This is a genomic window from Blastomonas ursincola, from assembly GCF_013607875.1.
Classification (GTDB): domain Bacteria; phylum Pseudomonadota; class Alphaproteobacteria; order Sphingomonadales; family Sphingomonadaceae; genus Blastomonas; species Blastomonas ursincola.
On record NZ_VDES01000002.1, the window covers coordinates 42573 to 67146 of the forward strand.

The 24574-nt window shown below is 62.2% G+C and carries 23 protein-coding genes; all 23 read left to right on the top strand.

What is annotated here, in order from left to right; translation table 11 throughout:
* The first annotated feature begins 533 nt into the window (after window positions 1–533).
* The 23 genes from FG486_RS06225 to FG486_RS06335 all read left to right on the top strand — a co-directional run bounded on the left by FG486_RS06225 (window position 534) and on the right by FG486_RS06335 (window position 24570).
* Window positions 534–1736 carry a DUF932 domain-containing protein gene (locus FG486_RS06225; RefSeq protein WP_181266934.1) on the top strand — a complete coding sequence of 401 codons (1203 nt, stop codon included), beginning with the start codon at window positions 534–536 and terminating at the stop codon, window positions 1734–1736.
* Complete coding sequence (locus FG486_RS06230) at window positions 1681–3909, top strand: ParB/RepB/Spo0J family partition protein (protein ID WP_241695640.1); 2229 nt, start codon at window positions 1681–1683, stop codon at window positions 3907–3909. The genes FG486_RS06225 and FG486_RS06230 overlap by 56 nt, the downstream gene beginning before the upstream one ends.
* Window positions 3910–4303: 394 nt before the next feature.
* Window positions 4304–5353, top strand: a complete 1050-nt coding sequence (locus FG486_RS06235; protein ID WP_181266936.1) for a DUF7146 domain-containing protein — start codon at window positions 4304–4306, stop codon at window positions 5351–5353.
* A gap of 367 nt (window positions 5354–5720) precedes the next feature.
* On the top strand, window positions 5721–6638 hold the full coding sequence (locus FG486_RS06240; protein WP_181267913.1) for a DUF2493 domain-containing protein: 918 nt from the start codon (window positions 5721–5723) through the stop codon (window positions 6636–6638).
* Window positions 6639–6897: 259 nt separating this feature from the next.
* Window positions 6898–8340, top strand: coding sequence for a UbiA family prenyltransferase (locus FG486_RS06245; protein ID WP_181266937.1), 1443 nt, complete (start codon window positions 6898–6900; stop codon window positions 8338–8340).
* Window positions 8337–8744, top strand: coding sequence for a GtrA family protein (locus tag FG486_RS06250; RefSeq protein WP_181266938.1), 408 nt, complete (start codon window positions 8337–8339; stop codon window positions 8742–8744). Before FG486_RS06245 ends, FG486_RS06250 begins: the two co-directional genes overlap by 4 nt.
* Window positions 8741–10078, top strand: a complete 1338-nt coding sequence (locus tag FG486_RS06255) for an FAD-binding oxidoreductase (RefSeq protein WP_241695641.1) — start codon at window positions 8741–8743, stop codon at window positions 10076–10078. The genes FG486_RS06250 and FG486_RS06255 overlap by 4 nt, the downstream gene beginning before the upstream one ends.
* A 2-nt stretch (window positions 10079–10080) precedes the next feature.
* Entirely contained in the window at window positions 10081–10809 is a 729-nt protein-coding gene (locus FG486_RS06260; RefSeq protein WP_181266939.1) for an SDR family oxidoreductase, read from the top strand.
* Window positions 10810–11010: 201 nt separating this feature from the next.
* Window positions 11011–11691, top strand: a complete 681-nt coding sequence (locus FG486_RS06265) for a TetR/AcrR family transcriptional regulator (RefSeq protein WP_181266940.1) — start codon at window positions 11011–11013, stop codon at window positions 11689–11691.
* A 723-nt stretch (window positions 11692–12414) separates the two neighbouring features.
* A complete protein-coding gene (locus tag FG486_RS06270) occupies window positions 12415–12978 on the top strand; it encodes a TetR/AcrR family transcriptional regulator (protein ID WP_181266941.1) in 564 nt (187 codons plus the stop codon).
* 434 nt (window positions 12979–13412) lie between these two features.
* Window positions 13413–13733: a DUF736 domain-containing protein gene (locus tag FG486_RS06275; RefSeq protein WP_181266942.1), complete on the top strand. Its 321-nt coding sequence runs from the start codon at window positions 13413–13415 to the stop codon at window positions 13731–13733.
* Window positions 13734–13829: 96 nt separating this feature from the next.
* On the top strand, window positions 13830–14666 hold the full coding sequence (locus tag FG486_RS06280; RefSeq protein ID WP_137775604.1) for a DUF2285 domain-containing protein: 837 nt from the start codon (window positions 13830–13832) through the stop codon (window positions 14664–14666).
* Between the two features lie 112 nt (window positions 14667–14778).
* Window positions 14779–15051, top strand: coding sequence for a helix-turn-helix transcriptional regulator (locus tag FG486_RS06285; RefSeq protein ID WP_137775605.1), 273 nt, complete (start codon window positions 14779–14781; stop codon window positions 15049–15051).
* Between the two features lie 186 nt (window positions 15052–15237).
* The gene (locus tag FG486_RS18400; RefSeq protein WP_206678378.1) at window positions 15238–15930 is read left to right on the top strand and encodes a DUF2840 domain-containing protein; all 693 of its coding nucleotides are present in this window, start codon (window positions 15238–15240) and stop codon (window positions 15928–15930) included.
* On the top strand, window positions 15927–16502 hold the full coding sequence (locus tag FG486_RS06295) for a S26 family signal peptidase (RefSeq protein ID WP_181266944.1): 576 nt from the start codon (window positions 15927–15929) through the stop codon (window positions 16500–16502). Before FG486_RS18400 ends, FG486_RS06295 begins: the two co-directional genes overlap by 4 nt.
* A gap of 4 nt (window positions 16503–16506) precedes the next feature.
* On the top strand, window positions 16507–17199 hold the full coding sequence (locus FG486_RS06300) for a lytic transglycosylase domain-containing protein (protein ID WP_137775608.1): 693 nt from the start codon (window positions 16507–16509) through the stop codon (window positions 17197–17199).
* Window positions 17200–17443: 244 nt separating this feature from the next.
* Window positions 17444–19174: a DUF3363 domain-containing protein gene (locus FG486_RS06305; RefSeq protein WP_181266945.1), complete on the top strand. Its 1731-nt coding sequence runs from the start codon at window positions 17444–17446 to the stop codon at window positions 19172–19174.
* A gap of 96 nt (window positions 19175–19270) precedes the next feature.
* Complete coding sequence (locus FG486_RS06310) at window positions 19271–19735, top strand: Ros/MucR family transcriptional regulator (RefSeq protein WP_422125053.1); 465 nt, start codon at window positions 19271–19273, stop codon at window positions 19733–19735.
* 624 nt (window positions 19736–20359) lie between these two features.
* Window positions 20360–22345, top strand: a complete 1986-nt coding sequence (locus FG486_RS06315; RefSeq protein WP_181266947.1) for a conjugal transfer protein TraG — start codon at window positions 20360–20362, stop codon at window positions 22343–22345.
* Window positions 22342–22731 carry a CopG family transcriptional regulator gene (locus FG486_RS06320; RefSeq protein WP_181266948.1) on the top strand — a complete coding sequence of 130 codons (390 nt, stop codon included), beginning with the start codon at window positions 22342–22344 and terminating at the stop codon, window positions 22729–22731. Before FG486_RS06315 ends, FG486_RS06320 begins: the two co-directional genes overlap by 4 nt.
* A gap of 260 nt (window positions 22732–22991) precedes the next feature.
* Window positions 22992–23975, top strand: coding sequence for a P-type conjugative transfer ATPase TrbB (gene trbB / locus FG486_RS06325; RefSeq protein ID WP_181266949.1), 984 nt, complete (start codon window positions 22992–22994; stop codon window positions 23973–23975).
* Window positions 23972–24295 (top strand): TrbC/VirB2 family type IV secretion system protein, encoded by a 324-nt coding sequence (locus FG486_RS06330; RefSeq protein WP_181266950.1) that lies wholly within the window; start codon window positions 23972–23974, stop codon window positions 24293–24295. Before trbB ends, FG486_RS06330 begins: the two co-directional genes overlap by 4 nt.
* Window positions 24295–24570 carry a VirB3 family type IV secretion system protein gene (locus FG486_RS06335; RefSeq protein WP_181266951.1) on the top strand — a complete coding sequence of 92 codons (276 nt, stop codon included), beginning with the start codon at window positions 24295–24297 and terminating at the stop codon, window positions 24568–24570. Before FG486_RS06330 ends, FG486_RS06335 begins: the two co-directional genes overlap by 1 nt.
* The last annotated feature ends 4 nt before the right edge of the window (window positions 24571–24574 follow it).

Sequence of the window (24574 nt, forward strand, 5' to 3'; positions counted from 1 at the left end):
CCATTACAATCAATCAAGTCCATAATTTTCCTTATATTTTTGAATCCAGGCGCCAAGTCAAAATCATTCGGCAATCACCCAGTAATCACGCCTTCGTAGGCGACCGGAATTGTTGAAGTTGATACTACGGCGGCATCATCTGCGTTTCCAACGAGGGCTCACAGAGCGATAAGCCGAATGCGCTTGTTTGCCCGAGCGGTGCGGGGCTGGTGCCGTGCTCTTTTCCGCAGGCTTTTCGTCCTGCTCCTGAGGGCACGACTTCTTTTGTTTCTGGGCCCCGCACGCACACTGAACCGGGGTATCTTGCTGTGATCGTCAGACGTTGAAAGCCGACATGTCCCGTCTTTCCGTCTGTCTTGACGCTTGTTGCATTGAGCCCCTTGTTCAGGGTGCAGCCTTGATGGTTTGGTTCAAGCGAAGGTCGCTTTGTGGGCATGTAAGCGCATTCGGGGAGAGGAAGAGCTTGGCGGCTTTGCCGTGACGGAGTGAGAATTGGGAGAGAGGCTCCTGGTGCTCCGTCATGGAGAATGCTCATGAACATGCAGGCTTTTGGGTCAGCTGATGCTACGGCTGCAGGCTACAAGGTGGATGTGTCGCGCGGGGAGCGGGTGGCACGCGTTTCGTCCGAATGGTTCTCCCGGCCGGACGATCAGCGTTTCCTGTCGCTGGACGAGCTCGCACGCTCGGTTCGGCAGCGTTCCGACCGCAGTCGGACACGCGTCGTGGAGACAGCGTCCATCCAGGTCGAAGCCAGTCGCAACGATCCCGAGCGCCTGCTCCTGATGTTTCCCGGCAGCGATGCCCCCGTTGCGCCGACACACTGGAGTTTCGGGCAGCTCGCAGCCCAAGCCACAGCCCCTGCCGCCTATCTACGCCAGCTTCCCGCGCCGCTTGCTGCCATCAATCTGCAATATGGCCTGAGCTCCAGTCGCAGCGAGCATATCAAGACTCTCGAGACCGTAGATGACACCGACGGCCGGACGCAGCTTCGTGCCGTTACCGGCCCCGACTATGGGCGCATCTTCGATCACGAACTGGTCGAGGCGGTGCAGCGCATCGCTGGCAACGGTACAGGCGATACCCGCTGGAAGGTGCCCGGCGTGCTCGACTGGTCGACCGGGATCTACAACCCGCATGTCGATATCAGCCGCGACACGACAACGCTGTATGCTTCGGACCGCGATGTCTTCCTCTTCCTGGTCGATGATCTCAATCCGATCGAGGCCGGTCGCTTGCCCGATGGCTCGCCCGACCTGTTCTTTCGCGGCTTTTATTGCTGGAACTCCGAAGTCAGCGCGCGCACGCTCGGGATTGCCAGCTTCTACCTGCGCGCCGTGTGTCAGAACCGAAACCTGTGGGGCGTGGAGGATTTTCAGGAGATCAGCATCCGGCACAGCAAATATGCTGCCAACCGCTTTGCGCATGAAGCGGCCCCTGCCCTGCTCAACTTCGCCAATTCCTCGGCACAGCCGTTCATCAACGGCATTCGCCAGGCACGCGAGCGGATAGTGGCGCGCAGCGACGAGGATCGCAGCCAGTTTCTGAAGGCACGCGGTTTTTCGCGGAGCGAATCCGCCAGGATCATCGAGACCGTGCTCGCGGAAGAGGGCAGACCACCCGAATCGATTTTTGACTTCGTACAGGGCATCACCGCCCTTGCCCGGACTAAGACCCATCAGGATGTCCGGCTCGACCTCGAGACCCGCGCCAAGCGACTGCTGGACCGGGTGCACTGAAAGCCGTCCCTTCGCATGCATCCCCCAAGCGTGGCGCCGTCTTCTCCAGAGCGAGAGGGCGGCGCTTTGCTGTGTGGCGTTTGCGGATCCAGGGGAGAGAGGCTCCCATGGCGCTGCGCCATGGAGACCCGTCATGACCAAGTCGCTTCCCAAGCTGGTGCTTAGTTCTTCGCGCGATATTCCGTTCTCGCAGCTGGTGCTCAGTCAGAAGAATGTTCGCCGCGTCAAATCCGGCCTGTCGATCGAAGAACTTGCCGAAGACATTTTTCGCCGCACGCTGCTCCAAAGCCTGAACGTCCGGGCGATGCTCGACGATACCGGCCAGCCAACCGGTCTGTTCGAGGTGCCCGCCGGTGGGCGCCGTTACCGCGCGCTCGAACTGCTGGTGAAAACCAGGCGCATGGCCAAGGACCAGCCCGTGCCCTGCGTCATCCGCGAATCAGGCATGGCCGAGGAAGATTCGCTGGCGGAGAACGTGATGCGGGTCAGCTTGCATCCGCTCGACCAATTCCGGGCTTTCAGCGCATTGATCGAACAAGGCCTCTCCGAGGAGGACATTGCCGCGCGCTTCTTCGTTCCTGTCACAACCGTGCGCCAGCGCCTCCGGCTTGTCTCGGTCTCGCCCAGTCTGCTCGAAGCATATGGCGAGGATCGGATGACGCTCGAGCAGCTGATGGCCTTTTCCGTGACCGCCAACCAGCTTCGCCAGGAGCAGGTCTGGGCGCAGATCGGACAGGCGAGCCATATGCCTGCCTATCAGATCCGGCGGCTGCTCACCGAGGACGCGATCGCCTGTTCGGACCGGCGTGCGCGCCTGATCGGTTTGGACGCCTATGTCGCGGCAGGAGGCCATGTGATGCGCGACCTGTTCTCGGCGGCCGAGGATGGCTGGCTGCAGGACGTGGAGCTCGTCGACAGGTTGGTCAGTGTCAAGCTGGAGGAAAAGGCCGCTGAATTGAGGTCCGAAGGCTGGAAATGGGTCGAAGCTGCTGTCGATCTGCCGTTCGGCTGCGAGAACGGGAAGCGGCGTCTTGCTGGAGCCAAGCCCGAACTCACCGAAGACGAGCGTTTGCACCTCGCCACCCTCATGGCCGAGGATGACGCGCTCGCCGAAGGATATGACGATGCGATCGACCTTCCTGCGGATGTCGAACAGCAACTGCTGACGCTGGATGGCCAGATCGCGGCCCTGAGCGATCGCCCCCTCGTCTATGAGGCTACCGACATGGCCAGGGCAGGCGTTTTTGTCTCGCTTGCCTGGGATGGCAGCTTGCGCATCGACAAAGGCTATGTTCGGGCGGAAGATGATGGTGATGCCGATCGCACGGCCTGTGATGGCGACACTGCGGGTTCAGCCGTTTGCGGGCTCGGCCAACCGGCTGCATCAGCGCCTTCGCTGGCGGAAGCTGAGGAACACGCAGCGATCCGTGCGCTACCTGACAGGCTGGTCGGTGAACTGACCGCTGTCCGCACTGTTGCGCTGCGCGATGCGCTCGCGACGCAACCGCAAACGGCGTTTCTGGCCATGCTGCACGCATTGTGCCTGTCGGTTTTCGCCACGGGCGTGCACAGCGGCTGTGTCGGGATTCGTGTCGATCAGGTCTGGCTGGGACATGTCGCTCCTGCGCTTCGCGAATCCATCTGGTGCTCGCGCATCCAGCAGCGCCACGAACGCTGGCAGCAACGCTTGCCCGAAAACATGGATGATCTCTGGGCCTTCCTCTCCTCACTCAGCGTCAGGGACCAGCTCGATCTCCTCGCACATTGCGTTTCCCTCGGCGTCAATGCTCTGAAGGAATCGGCCAAGGACCCTCATGCAGGCCCCAGCGCAGCAGCCCAGCGCATTGCGGCTGCAGACCTGCTGGCCCGCGAGGTCGCTCTCGACATGGCGCAAGAAGGCTGGGCTCCTCACGTCGACAACTATCTGGGCCATGTCACCAAGGCGCATATCCTGGCTGCGGTGCGCGAAGCGAAGGGCGAAGATGTTGCCGGAAGAATCGCTCATCTGAAGAAGGCCGACATGGCGCGCGAGGCCGAGCTGCTGCTGGCTGGTACCGGTTGGCTGCCTGCGCCGCTGCGCCTTGCTCCGGCATGTCCTGCAGCCGAAGAAGATGATCAATCTGAACCCGAGGCGCAGATGGGCGCCGAGCCATCCGGCATCGCTATCGCCTGACCAGCTTGCGGGGCGGTGCCGGCCGCCCCGCACCTGGCCCGTCTCTCCCATCATGAATGCTGTTCAGCGGGAACCTGCTCGCCCATGACTGTCGGCACCCTTGCTCGGCAGTATGAATTCTGGTGTCGATGCAGCACGCCCGCGGCACCAGCCAGGCCAATCTTTGCTCCAGAGCAGCCAATGATGCTCCAGAAGGCATTTGCTGCCTTCTGAGGCCTTGGCCAGCCAGTTCTTTGATGCATTCGATAACACGGCAAAGAGCGTTTCTGGGTCACACGTGTCTCAGGGACGGCACCAGCGGGTGATCGCGACCTGGATGTCCTTGGCCTGGAGCTGAGCCTTCGCGCTCTGGCCGGCACGGCCGCTAATGCCCCCCCAATGAAAGGCACGTTTCATGGAACAGGGACCACTCAGCGCTGCCGACATTGCGCAGCGGCTTGCCCAAAAGGCTCTTTCAGTATGCCAGCATTATCTTCCCGCAGGGCGGCGCGAGGGCCGCTACTGGCAGGTCGGCAATATCCATGGCGAACCCGGGCGCAGCCTGTATGTCCGTTTGGAGGCAGGTGGACGCGGCAAGGCCGGAAACTGGGTCGATGCGGCCACTGGCGAGCATGGCGACCTGCTTGACCTCATTCGCTGCAATATGGGCTACTCGACGCTGCAGGAGGCCAAGACCGAAGCCCAGCGCTTTTTGCGTCTGCCGCAGCCCTCGAACCGCCATGGCTCGAGGCCCTGCCGGGCCAAATCGGACCACGAGGCGAGCGTGAAAATCGCAAAACGCCTGTTCTCAGCCAGCGTGCCCCTGCCCGGCTCGCTTGCGGCGCGGTATCTGCGATCACGCGGCATCACCCGGATCGAAGACCTTTCATCGGTCCGCTACCACCCGCGCTGCCCTTATCGTGCTTTGCAAGGCGATCGGCGGACAATAGGCTTCCATTATCCTGCCATCATCTGCGCGGTTACAGACAAGGACGGCATCATCACCGGCATCCATCGCACCTGGCTAAAGGCGTGTGGCACTGGCAAGGCCGATGTCACAGCGCCCCGCAAGTCCCTAGGCATGATCGCCGGGCACGGAGTCCGGATCGGGCAGTGCAAAGGCGTGCTTGCCATTGGCGAGGGACTGGAGACCATGCTGTCGCTGCGCGAGGCGTTTCCGGCCCTACCCGTTGTTGCTGCGACTTCCGCATCGCACCTTTCCGCATTGCTGTTTCCTCCAGGTGTGCAGCGAATCTATGTTGCACGCGAGTACGACGCTGCGGGCGATGCCGCCTGGGTCCGGTTATGTGCGCGATCCGATGCACAATCGATCGAGCTCGTCCCGCTGGAGCCAAGGCGCAAGGACCTTAACGACGATCTCATGGCAGATGGCCTCAAAAGGTTTGCAGATCGCCTGCTTGGCCAGTTGCATCCTGATGACCGGCAGCGATTTGTGCGCGTATGATGCAGTGTCCGCGCAGAGGCCAAAATGCGAGGTAGCATGATGGTCCGCCTCGACCTTTGCCGGGCAGCCCCGCCTTCCCCGGGCGCGATCCGTCTGACCGGCAGGCGCAAAGTGCGCAATGGCTCTGCCAAGGCTATTTTCCGGCGGCGACGATGAGCGGCCAAGGGCAGCCATGTTCGACGCCTTTCCAGCGCGAAGCAAAATAGCCTTGGGCGTCGCCCTCCTTCGCTGCGCTGCGGTCCCTCGAACAGATGCCAAGGCCTGTCGATTGGCCTGTCTTCGGGATGCGCACCGACGCCTGCCGGTCGGAGGGATCGCAGGAAGGCCGGGCAGTGTGCCCGGCACCGGCACAGCAAGGACCAGCGCCATGGCACTCGAATCTTTCCCCGAACCGCCCCATCAAGCCTCCGCCACCGCACACCTTCTCGATGAACTTGCCCTTTTCGGCTACAGACCCTTTTGCGACGAAGCCGATCCCAGACCTCTGCCCGACGAGCGCCTGGCAACAGGTGCCATGGCCGACATGTTCGATGCCCTCATCTCGACGCTGATCGACACGCGGCTCGAGCCCGATCTGGAGGATCTGTGCTGGCAGCTTACCAATCTCTTCCACCGCGCCCAGGATCGCATTCAGCGCGAACTCGATGATAACGAGGATGCCCAGAAACGGGGTCAGCGCGAACAGGACGGCTCCGAGGTCAAGTCGGTCGAACTTGAACGGCTCATCAATCAGGGCATTTCGCTGATCGAGCGCCGCAACACGCTGGAATTTCTGCGCGAGGCCGCCGCTGAACAGTTCGAGACCCATTTCCGAAAGGCCTGGACACCACGCAGCGGGTCGCTGGTGCACCACCGCACGCTCACCGCCGCGATGATCGACAGCCGCGACTATCTTGCTGCCAAGCGCCGCGCGGAAACCGAACCGCTGCTTCCGAGCGGCACCTGCATCGCGTTTACCTCGGGACCAGCTTACCAGGACCACCAGCGGATCTGGAGCGTACTGGACAAGGTGCTCGCCAAGTACCCCGACATGGTTCTGTTGCACGGCGGCAATCCTACGGGCGGTGAGCATATAGCAACGCTCTGGGCTCGCAACCGCAAGGTCACACATATAGCCTTCCGGCCCGATTGGGCCAGGTTCCAGAAGGCTGCGCCCTTTCGGCGAAACGATGAGATGCTTGCTGCCTTGCCCAAGGCTGTCATCGCCTGCCCGGGCAATGGGATCAATGCCAATCTCGTAGACAAGGCGCGCAAAATGGGCATTCGCCTCTGGAGGATCGAGTAATCGGTCCTAAAAATTGCCACCTCGCTGGCGCGCTGCGTCCCCGCGTGCTGCGCCAGCGTTACGTTTGGCGCAATCGACCCTGCCGACGCTTTCTCTGTTTGATCTCGCAGTGCAGTCAGCGTCGCCCCCATTTCGAGGCCTGGCAATCGTGCTTCGCCATCAGATGGCAGCAACTTGTTAACCATATTTAAGTTTTCGTGCATTTAGATGGCGGCGATCTGCTGGCCTGCCCGTTGCTGGACCGGGCATGGGGGTATGGATGAGCATCGCCAACTGGAATCCTGCGAAGCTGACGCTGGTTGTCGATCTCGACGACACGCTGATCCGTACCGACAGCCTGCTCGAGAATTTCTGGGGCGCCTGGTCGGTGCGATGGCACACGCCGCTCGAGGCGGTGCGCACGCTCGCCCGGGGCAAGGTCGCCCTCAAGCAGAAACTGGGCGAGATCAGCCGGGTCGATCCGGCGCGGCTGCCCTATAATCCGCACGTTCTCGAGATGATCGAGCAATGGCGCGCGCGCGGCGGGCGCACGGCGCTGGTCACCGGCGCCACTCAGCAGATGGCCGATGCGGTGGCCGGCCATCTTGGCCTGTTCGACGCCGCCTATGGATCGAAGGACGGCATCAACCTGACCGGAGCCCGCAAGGCGCAGTTTCTCGAGCAGACCTACGGCCCTGCAGGCTATAGCTATATCGGCGATGCACCGGCCGATTTTGCGGTCTGGCAAGGTGCGGCGGCGGCCGTGACGATCAATTCCAGCAAGGCATTCCAGGCCAGGGTCGAGAAACTCGTCGCCGATGCTACGCACCTTCCGGCAGATCGTGCGGGCCTGCGCGACTATCTCGAGGCCATGCGCCCGCACCAATGGCTCAAGAATGTCCTCGTCTTCCTGCCGATGCTGGCCGCGCACGCGCTCGATCTGGCGACCGCATTGCAGGCGGTGCTGGCCTTTGTCGCGTTCAGCCTGGTGGCATCGGCGACCTATATCCTCAACGACCTGCTCGACCTGTCGGCGGACCGCGCCCACCCGCGCAAGTGCCAGCGCCCGTTCGCCTCCGGACGCGTCCGGCTGATCCACGGAACCTGGATGGTGCCGCTGCTCGCTCTGGCAGGCGCGGCAACCGCGCTGGCGGGCGGGATCGAGCTGTTTGCCGTGCTGCTGATCTATGCGGGTGTCACCCTGCTCTATTCGGTCAAGCTCAAGCGGCTTGCGATGATCGACATATGCGCGCTCGCCCTGCTCTATACGCTGCGCGTCCTGGCAGGCAGCGCGGCGACCGGCATTCCCTCCTCGCTCTGGCTTCTCGCCTTTGCGACCTTCTTCTTCTTCTCGCTGGCGGCGGTCAAACGCTATGCCGAGCTGGTCGACGGAGCGGCATCGGGCCGGACGATGGCCACAGGCCGCGGCTACCAGGTGGATGACCGCATCATCGTCGGCAATATCATGGTCTCGTCAGGGCTCGTCTCGGTGCTGGTGCTCGCGCTCTATGCCAATTCCGAACCGGTGCAGACGCTCTACCATTATCCCGAATTCCTCTGGGGCGTGTGTCTTGTGCTGCTGTTCTGGACCAACCGTATCGCACTGCTCACCCATCGCGGCGAAATGCACGACGATCCGGTCGTGTTCGCGATGCGCGACCGGGTGAGCCTGTGCTGCGGCCTGGTCGTCGGCCTGCTCGCGCTGGCAGGAGCGCTGGCGTGACCGGATCAATGCTCGTCCTGTCCTATGCGGGGTTCGCGCTGCTCGCGACACTCGCCAATCTGGCGAGCCAGCGCGCGGTGCTCGCGCTCTGGCCAGGCGGGCTGCTGGCCGCGCTCGCTTTGGGGACGCTGGTCGGCCTGGTCGTCAAATACTGGCTCGACCGGACCTGGATCTTTGCAGGCGCGAGCAAGGCGCGCGCGAGCGAAGCGGGCACGTTCGGGCTTTATGCCGCAACGGGGGTCATCACCACGCTGATCTTCTGGGGGTTCGAAAGCGCCGCCTGGCTGATCTGGCATTCGCATCTCGCGCGCGAGGCGGGCGCGATTACGGGTCTCGCGATCGGCTATCTGGTCAAGTACCGGCTCGACCGGCGCTACGTGTTCGCACCGGCGAGGCCGGCATGATGCCGCATGTCGAGCCGCTTTCGGGCTGGGGCCGCTATCCGGTGCGCGACTGCGCCGTGTGGCAGCCAGTCACCGCCGAGGCGCTGCATGCCACCCTGCCCCCGCTCGGGCGCAGCATCGCGCGCGGCAATGGCCGGTCCTATGGCGATGCCAGCCTCAACCCCGAAGCCACCATCGACATGCGGCGGCTCGACCGGCTGATCGCGTTCGATGATGCGAGCGGCGAACTGGTCTGCGAGGCGGGCGTCCTGCTGTCCGACATCATCGATGCCTTCGTGCCGCGCGGGTGGTTCGTCCCGGTGACGCCGGGCACGCGCATGGTGACGATCGGCGGCATGATCGCGAGCGACGTGCACGGCAAGAACCATCACGGCACAGGCTCATTCTGCGAACACCTGCTCTGGCTCGATCTCGATCTCGGCGATGGCCGGGTGCTGCGCTGCTCGCATCAGGAGAATGCCGATCTGTTCGCCGCGAGCTGTGGCGGCATGGGGCTGACCGGGATGATCGTGCGCGCCGCTTTCCGCCTCATGCCGATCGAGAGCGCCTGGATGCGGCAGCAGACGGTGCGCGCGCGCGACCTGGGCGAGGCCATGGCGGTGTTCGAACGGTCGCACGCATGGACCTATTCGGTCGCCTGGATCGACTGCCTGGCGCGCGGCCGCGACCTTGGCCGATCCGCGATCCTGCTCGCCGACCATGCACCCGCCGATGCGCTGGATGCCACTCGCCGCGCCGAGCCCCTGGCAAGGCCGCCGCGCCAGCCCCGTGCGGTGCCGGTCGATCTGCCAGGCTTCGCCTTGAGCAGCTTCAACGTCCGCGCGTTCAACCAGCTCTATTACGCGATGCAGCGCCCCGGCGAGGCACTTGTCGCGCTCGACCCCTATTTCTATCCGCTCGATGCCCTGACCGACTGGAACCGGATCTATGGGCGCCGGGGCTTCGTGCAATATCAGTGCGTGCTGCCGCTGGCCGAGAGCGAACGCGGCCTTCGCCGCCTGCTCGAGGCGATCGCGACCGCAGGCAGCGGCTCGTTTCTCGCGGTGCTCAAGCGCATGGGCCCGGCATCGTTCGGCCTGCTGAGCTTTCCGATGCCCGGCTACACGCTCGCGCTCGATTTTCCTGCGACGCCCGCCAATCTTGCGCTGCTCGACCGGCTAGATGCCATTGTCGCCGATCATGGCGGGCGCATCTATCTGACCAAGGACGCCAGGCTTTCGGCGCCCATGCTGGCGCTCGGCTATCCCGGGCTCGCCCGGTTTCGCGAGCTGCGCGCGCAACACGGGCTCGACCGCCGCTTTTCCTCGCTTCTTTCGCAACGTCTGGAGCTTTGACGATGATCGCTTCTCCTGTCCTCATCCTTGGAGCCCGGTCCGATATCGGCAAGGCACTGGCGCGTGGCTATGCGGCGCAGGGCTGCGAGGTTATCCTGGCCGCGCGCAACGACATTGCCGCCGATGCGACCGACCTTGCGCTGCGCACCGGCGTCCAGGCGCGCGCGGTTCTGTTCGATGTTACCGATGGCGAGCCAGACCGTTTCTTCGAGGGCCTTGGCGCCATTCCGGGCACGGTCGTGATGGTTGCGGGCCTGCTCGGCGATCAGGCCGAATCGGCTGCCGTCGACGCTGCGGCGCAGCAGGTCATGGACAGCAACTATAACGGCCCGGCGCGCTATCTGCTCGCGGCAGCGCGGCGCATGGCGGGCGTGCCGGGCGGCTGCATCATCGGCATCAGCTCGGTGGCGGGAGAGCGCGGCCGAGCCTCCAATTTCGTCTATGGATCGGCCAAGGCCGGGTTCACCGCCTTTCTGTCCGGTCTGCGCAATGCGCATGCCAGGGCCGGGCTGCATGTCATGACGGTGAAGCCCGGCTTTGTCCGCACGCAGATGACGGCAGGACTGAAGCTGCCCCCGGCAGTGACCGCAGAACCCGGGCAGGTCGCCGATGCGATCATCCGCGCCCACCGGGCCCGGCGCGATGTCATCTACACGCTCGGGCGCTGGCGGCCGATCATGGCGATCATCCGCGCGATACCCGAAAGCGTGTTCAAGAAGCTCTCGCTCTGAGGGATAGGCATATCACGCGCAACTCGGATAGCGGTAACTATAGTTTAGGGATCGCTATCTTGACCCGGCACCGTGGTATTTTAACTAGCTTGCACGAGCCGCTGCTGGCATTCTAACCGCCTGAAAACGCAGACATCATCCCCCCATTCGAACGATAGGAGGGGTCGCGTTGAAACTCGCACCGCAGCCGGAGAAGAAGCCATGCCCCCGCATAGTGGTCAGTCTGTCGAGCTTGATCCCAAGGTCACACCCTTGCAGGACCGCGCCCGCGCGACGTACGAGCAGATCATCCAGGCGACCGGTGAACTGCTGCCCGAAGTCGGCATCGAGCGCCTCTCGACAAACATGATCGCCGAGCGGGCGGGGCTGACGCCACCTGCGCTCTATCGCTATTTTCCTAATAAATACGCTATTTTGAGCGAGATGGGTCGCCGCCTGATCACCGCCGAGAACGAAACCGTCGAGCAATGGCTGCGCAGCGACGAATTTGCGATCGGCAGCGATCTGCAGGCGGAGATCGAAAGCTTTGCCGCCCTGCTCGATCGCTTGCGCGATGTGGTGCTGGCGCATCCTGGCGGCGCCTGGATCTACCGCGCGATGAGCGCGGTGCCCGTGCTGCAGGAGATGCGGCGGCGCGCGTCGAAGGATTTCATCAAGGTGATCCTCGCAGCGGTCATCGACGATTTCCCCAAGATCGATCAGGAGCGCGTCCGCGGGGCTGTCATGCTGACCTCGATCGTCAACCATGCCGTCACCGAAACCATGGCCGATGATTATCCGACTGCCGAGCTGCTGCGCCGGGAGGCCGCCAAAATGATGAGTCTCTATTATCGTGATGTCGTGATTTCACGGGCTTCAACGGCCTCGACATCGGGCGCTTAGCCCGGAGCGCCGCCAGAAACCGATTGACAGTATACGATTCTAGATTTTAATAGTTCTCGCTAACAGGGCGGGACTTTGATGCACGAATTTTCAGCGTGTTGGTGCGTGTGCGAGCACGTCAGACCTCACCGATCGACGGGCGCTACAGCAGCATTTATTCGGGCTTGGCGAAATGCCTTGGCCGAAGAAGCCGCATGCGGCCTGCCGAGGCAAGTCCTGGACCCGGTTCACGCCTCCCCGCGCTTTTGCGAACACGCCTAGACCATGGCCCGTATCTCGAGCGCCGCACGGCGCACCACAATGCGCTTAGCGCTCCGCGCTCGCCGCCCCGCTAGAACCGTCCAGGCCGGGCCGGGCAACGGCGTGGATGCCAATGCGAATGGTGCAGAAACGGCCAGCGAAGTCGGACCGGACCAAAGCTCTCATCGGAACCAGCTGCAGCGCAAGCGGATCAAGGCGGCGCGCGCGACGCTGCGCGCGCAGGGGCGGCGCGCCGGCTTCGGCAAGGCGCTGCGCAGTGAGGTTCGCGCGAAGCATCGCGCATCGGCGCGTCGAGCACGGCTCCGTGCAGCTGCCCTGCGGCAGACGCAAGTCTAGCTCGAGACGAACTGCCCCGAGCCGGCAGCATTGCGCGTTGCGCCGAACCGCTGCTAAGCCTTGGCGATGCCTGCTCTGGACCTGATACCCCGCAAGCTGCCGCAACAGAGCCGAAGCCGCGAAACGATGCAGCGTGTGCTCGATATGGCCGAAACCTTGCTGGTCGAACTGGGCGTGGACGGCTTCAACACCAATATTCTGGCGGAGCGTGCGAACGTCGGCGTGCGCGCGATCTATCGCTATTATCCTAACAAATGGGCGATCCTGGTCGAACTGGTTGATCGATCCTATGCGCGCGAGCGCGAATGGGTCGGCCATCTCGGCGCACTAAAGCCGGGCGACGACTGGCGAAACGCCGCCGACCGGATGATTGATGGCTTCTTTGCCGGGGCCAGCAGAAGTCCGAGCTATGCCGTGCTGCGCGCCGCATGCCAGGTTTCGCCGCAATTGCGCGAGGTGGAGGCACGCAACGTTGCGCGCTTCGAGGCCGATGTCGCCGAAACGCTGGTCGCGCTGGGCATGGCGGACGAACCGCGTCGCTTGCGGATCATTGCCCAGATCGTGATCGAGGTGTCGGGACGGCTGATCGACCTCGCGTTGCGGGCGGACGATCCGGCCGAGGCAGGGCTGCTGCTCGGTGAGCTCAAGCGGATGCTGCACGACCTGCTGGGGCCGCATTTGCCCGACTGACCCACAGATATACGCCTCAAATGTCGAGAAGGGGCAATCCGTGGCTTTGCCGCTGCCGTCATCAATTCCTATGTCATCATGATCTATATGGGTGGCGGTGGAATTCCTCTTTCCAGGTCTTCGTTCGGACAGGCCTTTCCGGTTCGGGCTTGATGGTTCCCCTTGCTGCGGATCCGAGGCGCCATCCCGGCCTCAGTGATGGCCTGGTCTTGCAGAGAATCGGCGGAGCCTCTTTGGTCGCATGGCAACGCTGCCGCTATCGCCATTCTTCCCCATGGCCATAACGGCCATTCCTCGCGCGACAAGAATGGCGCCTGGACAGCGTCCTCCACGCATGTTGCGGCCCTTCGGGTGCCACGAACCAAAGCCTCTGCCTTCAGACCGCCATCGAGGCTGCGATGGGCGCAGTTTCGGAAAGCAAGAAGGAACGGATCATGGCAACCATCGGAACATTCACTCGCGAGAACAATACCTATCAGGGCAGGATCTCCACGCTCATGCTGCAGCTCCCAGACATCCGCATCGTTCCCGACGGAACGGGCAGCGCCAACGCTCCTACCCACCGGGTCTTTTCCGGTTCGATCGAGATAGGAGCAGCCTGGGCCAAGCAATCCGGTGAAGGCAGGCCCTATGTTTCGGTCAAGCTCGACGATCCCAGCCTGCCGGTCGCGATCTTTGCAAACCTGTTCGAGGATGATGACGCCGAGACTCACAGCCTTATCTGGTCCCGTCCGAGAAGGTCGCCCCGCGAATGACTGCGCTTCGCCCACCCGGCTTCGCGCCGGGTGGGTCCAGCTCCGCCACTACGCTAGGGCGTCGATGGCGCCCATTGTCCCCATCTGGGTATAAGCATGCTGCCCGACCGGATACTTCCGGCAGAGCCGGCCTGGTCCAACTATCACCCCATGGCGCTTGGCAATCAACCATGGCAGGACCCTGAAGCGGATGCTTTTTGCAGCCATGACTTTGCCGATTTCGCCCAGGAATTCTTGCGGCGAAACCCTGCCTATCGCCAGCTTGTCTCCCGTTGGCGCGGCCAAGCGGATCTGATGCAGAGCAGCGTACATGAAGCGCTAGCCTATCCGTGGGGGCTTTGCCGTGTCTTCGATCCTGACGCATCGCCCAGAGCAACACCGGCGCTGTGGCGGCCTGCCTGCCATCCTGCGATTCTGGAGATCAGATGCTCGACCAACAGCGCCCCGGCGATGTTCCCACAGGGCTATGACCCACTCGCCGAGTTCAAGTGCGGAAATGCTCATCATCTGGTGCTTGCAAATGCGGCATACCGCTTGCGTCTGTGCCTTTGGCAAGCACCCGGCCAGCAGTCGCCAGCGATGATCCTGCTCAAGGACGATAGCCTGGCTGTCCGGCTTGCCGCAGCGGGTCATTATGCAAGGATATGCAAAAAGCACATGGCCCCGCCAAGCCCGCCTTGCCAACCCACCCCTTATCAGCGCCTTGCGCTCGTGCGTTTGCTCCAGATCAACGATGCCATGGCAGCGGGAGCCACGTGCCGGGACATTGCATGGACCATCGTGTTCCCCAAACATGAGTGCCTAAGCGGCATGGCCTGGAAAGGCTCTGCCGAGCGGCGGCATTGCTGGAGGTTGATTGGCCAAGCCAAGCGTCTGCAGCATGGTGGGCACTTGCGCCTACTGGCGCTGACGCGCTCGGTTGGCAAAGGGTGACGAACAGGTCGCAATCCAGTCTGTCACTCCCCGCAAGGACCGCTGCTGCGCCATAGATGGAGGCCACTAGCACCGACACGATACTGGTCGATGCTTTCACCGGAGCCTTTCCATGAACGCCATTCCCACTCCAATTGTCGCCAGATTTCTCAGAACACCCGATGCAGCTGTCCATCTCGGCCTTTCGGCCCGCACCCTCGAAAAGCATCGCTGTTATGGCACAGGGCCTGCTTACCGCAAGCTAGGGGGCCGCATCGTCTATGCCATCAGCGACCTCGACGCTTGGGCGGAAAAAGGGCGGCGCCAGTCGACAAGCGATCCCGGCAAGGGGACCGTCCATCCCGCAAAGCGGCTTGATGGCTACACCCCGCCAGTGCGGCGCTAACGCATAGAATCCTCTTCGTCAGTAGTCGCGCAAACGCCCTGTCGCCCCGATCAGCAAAGCTCCGCGCACAAGCGATATCCTTTATGGCTTGGCTCCATGCCACCCCTTTGCCGATACCGCGGTTCTGGCGCTGGCGGGCAATCCACATCCCTTCCCTGCAACCCATCAGCTTGAGGACCAGCAGCGATGTCCAGAGAACCCCCGGCCATAGCCGAACCCGGACGATCACACGCACCGGCTTTAGACTTGGAGAATGCTGCGTACAGAGCGGACCGGCTCGCTCACGCAGAGGCAGCCGACGCGCCAGCGGATGAGGGGCATCCAGATCGATTGGTGTGCCGCAGTTGCGAGGACAGCCATATCGCAGAGCACTGCACATGTCTGAACACCAGCAGCGCGTCAGACGCACACAGCGAACTTGCTTTGGCAGTCGTCGAATTCTCGCGGCACGGCAGACCCTTTGCGATGTGGATGCGTTTCGGCAAACCGCATCTGACACGGTTTCCGACACCAGGATGTCTTGCCGAGTGCTATGCACCCGGGCAGATTTTCGGGCTGGCAAAGTCAGTCTCGCACAGCGACGGTGATGCACAGTCGACCTTCGATGTCTTCGAAGTTGGCCAGCCCGGCGATGCCGTGATGGCACACCCTGATGTCCGTCCAGGCGCCCGTGTCCTCCTGTCGGCAAAGGGTTGGCGCACAGTGTCACGGGTGTTGGCCCTCATCGATGCGATCGAGGCCCTCGGTATTGATCCGTGTTGTCTTGCACCTGCATTCTGGGCCGACATCCAGTCACATCTGCCGCCCTGCCGGCGACACGATCCTGACGCACCGACACCAACGGCGAGCCCTGCTGTTATGGCAAGATCGCAGCCATGAGCCGCCGGTACTGGCTTCCAGCCAGCGCGGCAGTAGCACTGACCTTGGCATCAGCGGTGCTGCCCGAACGCCGGTTGCTGATCTGGAACGTAAGCGCATCTTTGCCGACCGGCCTGTACTGGCTTGTTGCCGACAAGCCCCTGAAGATCGGCCATTGTGTTGCGATCACTCCTGTGTCGCAGATCCGCCAGTGGATGGCCTCAAGAGGCTATCTCCCGCCCGGCGTCCCCCTCATCAAGCGCGTTGCGGCGCTCGATGGGCAGAAAGTCTGCCGGTTTCGGCACGGGATCACGATTGATGGCAAACTGGTTGCACTGGCACGCGCGCGTGACACGCTCGGCCGCCCGCTGCCAGTTTGGAGCGGATGCCGCACCCTTGGCCCCGATACATTCTTTGCATTGAACGAGCACCGCGCCGACAGCCTGGATGGCCGATATTTCGGCCCTATGCCGCGCTCCGTCGTGATCGGCAGAGCCATTCCTGTGCGCCGCGATCTACGGCCCTGGATACACTCTCGACACCAGGCGGGTCGCAGCAGCGCATGCTCCAACTCCCCGCAACAGGAGGATTGATGCCGTGCCTGCATACAGCCAGATAGCGAGCGTCTGCGCAGCGCTCGCAACAGCAATTTCCCTGCCAGTTCATGCACAAGCGACGCGCCTGCCCGCCGCTTTGGATTTCACCACGCTGGATTCGCATGTGCGCGAGGCATCCCGGACGTTCGGCTTGCCAGAGACATGGATCCATGCAGTGATCAGACAGGAGAGCCGCGGCAGACCGAACGCCGTATCGCGTGCAGGGGCCATGGGCCTCATGCAGCTGATGCCGAAAACCTGGCAACGGCAACGCACGCGCTATGCGCTCGGACATGACCCCTTTGATCCGCGCAGCAACATCCTTGCTGGTACTTCCTACCTTCGCGAAATGTACGATGCCTTCGGCATGCCCGGATGTCTGGCCGCCTATAATGCGGGTCCGGCCCGGTTTCTGCAATGGCGCAACCATGGCAGGGCTCTGCCCGCCGAGACACGTTCCTATGTTGCCGCCATTGCATCGAATATACGACGCTCGGCGGGGCCGATCGTGCAGGCTCAAGGCATCAGGGCAACGATGTCGTGGACACAGTCACACCTCTTTCCAGGCATGTCGACCACACAAATGCTGCACGACCAAGACTTTGGCCATGGCCAAGCAAGCGCTGCGGACACAATCGGGCCAAAGGGTCAGGACCAGCTCTTTGCAGACATTATCCATGACCAGATTCCCTGAGGACTGCGGCCATTGCTGATCGCGCCATGGCGGATTGCAGCGAACACCAGGCGGACGCGCTTGGCAGATTGGAGCAAAGACGAGCGGATGGCGAGATAAAAGCGGCGATGGCGCCGTGGCGCTATCCTCAAGGTATTCCATGCTAAAATGCGACGGCGCATCAATGCCCTCGCTGTCGCTAGTGGTAAAATTCGGCGCGAAACTGCCGCTGTCAGGCGCCATCGGCCAACTCGGGAGCCTTGCGATGGACAGCGAATTTGACATTGAGATGCACCAGGGGCCAAATCGGCGCGGTCTGGTCCACGCTGGGGGAAAGTCGCTGATCGGGCAGGTTGTCATGGCATCCAAACGCCATGCCAGGACCAGCCTTGAAAGGAGGTCGGCAAGAGCCCAGGGAACTGGTCGCCATGGACGTGGAAGGGACGCGGCGCTTCGCTTCCGGGCGACGGATAAAGCCCGAAGGGTCGTGATCAAGGCGCGCATTGTGCGCCATACCGGCAAAGCCTTTGCCTCAGGCCCAATGTCTCGCCACATCGCCTATCTGCGACGCGAAGGCGTGACGCGCGACCAGCAGCACGGGGACCTATTCGATGGCGATAGGGACAGAGCCGATGGCGATGCGTTTGCCTCGCGCTGCCATGATGACCGCCACCATTTTCGGTTCATCATCTCTCCCGAGGACGCCACCGAGCTGGCAGACCTGAGAGTTTTCACGCGCGAGTTGATCCTCGACATGGCCCGGGATCTCGGTACCGGCCTGGACTGGATCGGCGCCGATCATTGGAATACCGACAACCCACATGTGCATGTCCTTGTCAGGGGCAGAACCGATCAGGGCACAGATCTGATCGTGGACCGCGAATACATGCGTCACGGACTGAGGTTTCGCGCCGAGCAGCGGGCTACGCTCGAATTGGGAATGCGCACCGACCGGGACATTCTGTCAGCGCGCCACCGCGAGGTCGCTGCAGAGCGATGGACAAGCCTGGATGCAAGTCTCGCGCAACTGCAGGATCGCGACGGACTGATCGATCTTCGATTCGATCCCAAAGGTGACCGCCGACATCAGACGCTACTGGCTGGTCGGATCGAAACCCTGGCCAAAATGGAACTCGCATCTGCGCTGGCACCCGGACTCTGGACGCTGTCGGGCAATGCTGAGGACGTTTTACGGCAGATCGAACTGCGCGGCGACATCATCAAGTCGATGCATGCGGGTCTGGAGCGTCGCCCGAATGCTGTGGACCAACAGCGGGTGCCGACGGACGTATCTGATTGGCGGGGTCAGGACATCGCGTCACCGATGGGCCAGGACAATGGCCGAGAGCGGCTGCTGCGACCAGGGAACAGCGGAGCCAATCCGGGCGATCAAGCTGTGTACGGAGTCCAAAGACCGGATGAGCTTGTCCCGACCCACGAGAAGCAGCGATCAGCAACACTCGATGGTGTTCCAGGTCCAGCGATGGATAGCTTGGCTGACCCCGGTCCGATATCGGTCAGTCAGCACATCTCGGCAGACGGACCTACATGGCTGGACGAGCAGCTGATCCTTGGCAGGCCTGGCAAGGCTGATGCTGGGCTGAGCTTGGAAGTCAGGCAAGCCCTGCACGACCGCATGGCGCATCTTGTCAGGCAAGGCATCGCGAGCCAGCAGGACGGTCAGGTGCTTCTCCCATCCAATCTGCTCGATCGTCTGCACCGGCATGAGTTCGAAAAGGTCCAGGAATCCATCAGCAAAACAACGGGCAAACCCATGCTGCCAAACCAGTTCGGCGAGTCCGTCGAGGGTATTTATCGAGGACAATTCCGGCTCAGCGCAGGCCGATTTGCGCTCATCGACAACGGCTTTGCTTTACAGCTCGTTCCATGGCAGCGGGAACTCGAACGTCATCTGGGGGACACGGTCTCAGGCTTGGTGAATGAGCATGGCCGTGTGGACTGGACCTTCTCGCGAGAACGGTCAATCGGGCTCTGAAGGACGTCCCTGCGCCAGCGCGCATCCTTGCGCTGCTTGCAACCGCCCAGTTTTGCACTAGAAACATCCAAAATGGATACATTGAGGTGAATGCAGATGGAGCACGATCAGGCACTAGTCACGCTGACCGCAGACATTGTGGTTGCGCATGTCAGCAACAATCATGTTGCGCAAGCCGAGCTGCCGCAACTGATTGCGGCGGTCCATGGCGCGCTCAGCCGAATCCGGAATCCGGAGCCTGAATCTTCACAGACCCCGCAGGAGCCTGCAGTTCCAATCCGCTCGTCGGTAAAGCCTGACCATCTTGTATGTCTCGAGGACGGGAAGAAGCTGAGGATGCTCAAACGCCACCTCATGGTCCATTACAATCTCACCCCTGAGGCGTATCGGGCCAAGTGGAATCTTCCGAAAGACTATCCGATGGTTGCGCCGAATTATGCGGCGCGTCGGCGGGAACTCGCGCTCGAGATCGGCCTCGGTAGAACCGGTCGCAGCGAAACACCGGCGGCCGAACCCGCACCCGCTCCCACACCTGCACCTGCTGAGGAACCGCAGGACTGACGATTCTGCAGATGAGACCCGCAAGAGGGGCAAGGCTAGCAGAACTTGCCCCCCTTGCACGGTCCCCCCGGCGCTGACGAACATGTCAGTCCGGGCAACAGAGGTGTTGAAGCCGTCTGTTGCCCTGGTCAAGATAGCAGCTTGTTGCTCTGCCCAGGGATGCCAGAGCAAGCTTCTCCACAACTCAGTAACAACGAGAACGTACCCGATCAGAGCCACAAGTCATCGCAAGATTTGCACCGCCTCCAGTGTTTGGGGAATTTCCAGCCCCAACCATGCAAGCGAGCAGCATGCGCGGCCCATCCAGGTCGGAAGATGCCTACGGCCCGGGCGCGAACCGCTTTTGCACTGGAGTGCCCGTACCTACCGACAGCGTGTGGCACAACAGCGATCAAGTTCATGGCCCCGCTCCGGCGGTTCCTCACCCAGACGATGGAAAAACGCTTCGATGCTGAAATGAAGGGCCTCTGGCGGCAACACCGGCCCGTTCTTGAGCTTGAAACCAGCTGCAAAAGCCTCGGGCGGTCTTGAGCCCGCCGTTTGCACGCCATGATTCCCCTGTTCTTCCGTCCCCCTTGATCCGGCCCAGTGTCTGCGATGATGTTTGAGGTGAGGAGTGCTGCCATGTCCGGAAGCCGTGTTCTGTGGGGGGCCATAATCTCCGTAGCCGCAACCGTGCTTCTGGGTGTCTGGGCTGCCACCCAGTGGACGGCTGCAGCACTGGCCTACCAGCCCGAACTCGGCACCCCCCTTGGCCAGATCTTCGGCTGGCCCATCTACCCACCTTATGCCCTGTTTTGGTGGTGGTTCAGCTTTGACGCGTATGCGCCGGACATCTTTGATACCGCAGGCATGATGGCAGCTGGCAGCGGACTGGCTTCGGTAGCCGTCGCGATCGGCCTGTCGCTTTGGCGCGCGAGAGACCTGAAAAAGCTCGACACTTACGGCTCTGCGCGCTGGGCGGGAGCGTCCGAAATCGGCGCTGCGCATCTTCTGGACGATCAGGGCACGGTACTCGGGCGCTGGCACAAACAATATCTCCGCCATGACGGCCCGGAACATGTCCTGTGCTTTGCACCCACCCGCAGCGGCAAGGGGGTTGGCCTGGTGGTGCCGACACTGCTGACATGGCCTGAATCGGCGATCGTCCACGATATCAAGGGCGAAAACTGGAACCTGACCGCGGGCTTCCGCTCGAAATTCGGAAGAGTACTGCTGTTCGACCCGACCAACCCGGCATCTGCCGCTTTCAATCCGTTGCTCGAAGTGCGCAGAGGCATCACCGAAGTCAGGGATGTCCAGAACATCGCCGATGTACTCGTGGACCCGGAAGGCTCGCTCGAGCGCCGCAACCATTGGGAAAAGACGAGCCACGCGCTGCTGGTCGGCACAATCCTGCATGTACTTTATGCCGAGCACGACAAGACCCTGGCCGGCGTCGCTGCATTCCTGTCCGATCCCAGTCGTACCTTCCATGCAACACTGACGGTCATGATGGTGACCCGGCACCTGGGCGACGCCGGTGTTCACCCCGTTATTGCCAGCGCGGCGCGTGAGCTGTTGAACAAGTCGGAAAACGAGCGGTCTGGCGTCCTGTCCACGGCGATGTCATTCTTGGGTTTGTATCGTGATCCGGTCATTGCCAGGGTGACCCGGCAATGCGACTGGCATATTGCCGATCTCGTCGCGGGCCGACGACCATCGACGCTGTATCTCGTGGTCCCCCCTTCAGACATCAGCCGCACCAAACCGCTCATTCGTCTGATCCTCAATCAGATCGGCAGGCGCCTGACGGAGGAGCTCGAGACAGCGCACACAAAGCATCGCCTGTTGTTGATGCTCGATGAATTCCCAGCGCTAGGTCGACTCGACTTTTTCGAAAGCGCCCTCGCATTCATGGCTGGCTACGGGCTCAAGGCTTTTCTGATAGCCCAGTCGCTCAATCAGATCGAGAAGGCCTATGGCCAGAACAACGCGATTCTCGACAACTGCCATGTCCGGGTGTGCTTCGCGACCAATGACGAGCGGACGGCCAAGCGTATTTCGGACTCGCTGGGAACCGCGACCGAATTGCGGACCATGAAAAATTATGCCGGTCACAGGCTCGCGCCCTGGCTCGGACATCTGATGGTCTCCCGGACCGATACGGCCAGACCGCTTCTGACCCCTGGCGAAATCATGCAGCTGCCCGATGACGAGGAGATCATCATGCTGGCGGGCGTTCATCCGGTGCGGGCGAAAAAGGTGAAATACTATCGTGACAGGCGGCTGAGCGAGCGCATCCTGCCCCCTCCAAGCACCGAAGCTGCACAGGTCAACACCTCCCATCCCAATGATTGGCCTCGGCCAAAGCCTGCCCAGGAGACCAACATCATGGCCCCGCCGCAAACACCGCCCGCAATCATGGAAGACGAAGGCGGACATCAGCTGACGCTCCCTCTCGAGCATCCGGTCGAGCCCAAGGTCCAACCGCCGCCAGACGAGTTCGATTATTCGGACAGAACGGAACCGCCTGCCCGTCAGGCAGCCGCACGGCAACGTAGGATCGAGTTGAAGGCACAGACTGCGCGACAGGTCACGCTCGACCCGACAGACGGGATGCCGCTATGAAACGCACACGCCATACCTTTCGGCTACGCCCCGAGCTTGCCGACCGGCTTACCGATTTCGCTGCTCGCAAGCGTGTCTCGCAAGCCGCCGTCGTCGAAGCGGCCTTGGTTGCCTTTTTGTCCCCGGATGGCCCAGAGCGACTGGAAGCAGCCTTTGCTCGCAGGCTCGACAGGATGACAAAGCAGCTCGACAAGCTCTGCTATCACGTCGAGGTTGGCAATGAGGCGCTTGCCCTGTTCGTGCTGACCTGGCTTACCCAGAATCCAGCGCTTGCAGCTGATGAACTGCCGGCAGCACAGGCGCAGGCCAAGAAGAGGTTCTCGGCTTTCGTCGCTGCCCTGGCTCGGCGGATGGAAACCGACCAGCGGCTTTCGCCTGGATCCTGATCGGCAACCATCCTGTCGCATGGTTGGGGCTCGGCAAACCGACCGCCGTGCCACGGGCGACTCGCGGTCGCTACCTATCGTCACATGCTGGTGTCTTCACTCCATCCAGGAGGAAGCGCCACCACGGCCTGAGCCGTTTCTTTCCGAATATTCGCTGCGCTACGCTGTGATGAAAATGCTGTTGCCGAACATCGCCAGCATGTCTTCTTAGTCTGCCTCGGACATCCATGCGGCACCCGGCCGCACACTCAGAGGCGCAGATGAACGTCATTCCTCTTCTCTCGGCAAGCAACGAGCGCGGCGCGCGCATGCTTCGCACAGCGCTCGGTCCGCACATTGCAGTCTGGCTCGATGATCCTCGGATCGTGGAAATCATGCTCAATCCCGATGGCCGTCTGTGGACCGACAGTTATGCAGGCGGGTTGAAGGACTCGGGCGTCACGATGAGCGCACAGACCGGCGAACGCATCATTCGCCTGCTTGCCCATCATGCTAGCGAGCAAATCCATTTCGATGCACCTCGCCTGTCGACCGAACTGCCTGTCACCGGCGAGCGGTTCGAAGGGCTGCTGCCCCCGCTCGTGACAGCGCCGAGCTTCGCCATCCGCAAACCGGCATCGCAGATCTTCAGCCTCGAGGACTATGTTCGGTCCGGGATCATGTCCGCGAGGGCAGCATCCGTCCTGGCGACCGGCGTCCGGCAGCGCGCCAATATCCTGGTGGCGGGCGGCACGTCATCCGGCAAAACCACCCTCGTCAATGCGCTGCTTGCCGAGATTGCCAAGACGCAGCACCGGGTAGTCCTCATCGAAGACACGCGCGAGCTTCAGTGCGATGCCCCCAATCTCGTTGCGTTGCGCACCCGCGCGGGCATCGCAACACTGGCTGATCTCGTGCGTTCGGCCCTGCGACTGAGGCCGGATCGCATTCCGATCGGAGAAGTGCGCGGTGCTGAAGCCCTCGACCTCATCAAGGCCTGGGGAACAGGCCATCCGGGCGGCGTTGGCACCATCCACGCAGGATCCGCCTCCGGCACTTTGCGGCGGCTCGAACAACTGATCCAGGAAGCCGTCGTGACAGTGCCCAGAGCGCTTATCGCAGAGACCATCGACATCATCGCAGTGCTGACGCGCGACCATCAGGGCCGCAAGCTGACCGAGCTCGTACAGGTTCAAGGGCTCGATGCATCGGGCGAATACCAGCTCTGCTCGCTGATCGACACACCGCAAGGAGAAGGACGATGACTGTTGTGAAAAGACGCCATCTGCATGCCGTTCTGGCGATGGGAGCCAGTGCCGCTCTGATCATCCTCCCGGTCCAGGCTGCTGGCTCTTCTATGCCCTGGGAAGCTCCGCTCCAGGCCATTCTGGAATCGATCCAGGGACCGGTCGCCAAGATCATCGCTGTCATGATCATCATTGCAACAGGCCTTGCGCTGGCCTTTGGCGATACTTCGGGCGGAGCCCGACGCATGATCCAGATCGTCTTTGGCTTGTCGATCGCCTTTGCTGCCTCCTCCTTCTTCCTGTCCTTTTTCTCGTTTGGCGGCGGGGCGCTGATCTGATGGCCGATCGCGAGCCTTTGATAACTGCTCCGCTTGCTGCAGCTGTCCACCGAGCGCTCAGCGAACCCATCCTTCTGGGAGGGGCACCACGTAGCCTCGCCATCGCCAATGCGACACTGGCCAGTGCGATCGGGCTGGGCCTGCGGCTCTGGCTTGCAGGTGTCGTGCTCCTCATTCTGGGCCATTCGGCGTCAGTCTGGGCTGCGCGGCACGATCCCCAATTTGTCGAAGTCACACGGCGGCATCTGCGTCTGCCGGGCTATTTCAGGGTCTGACAGT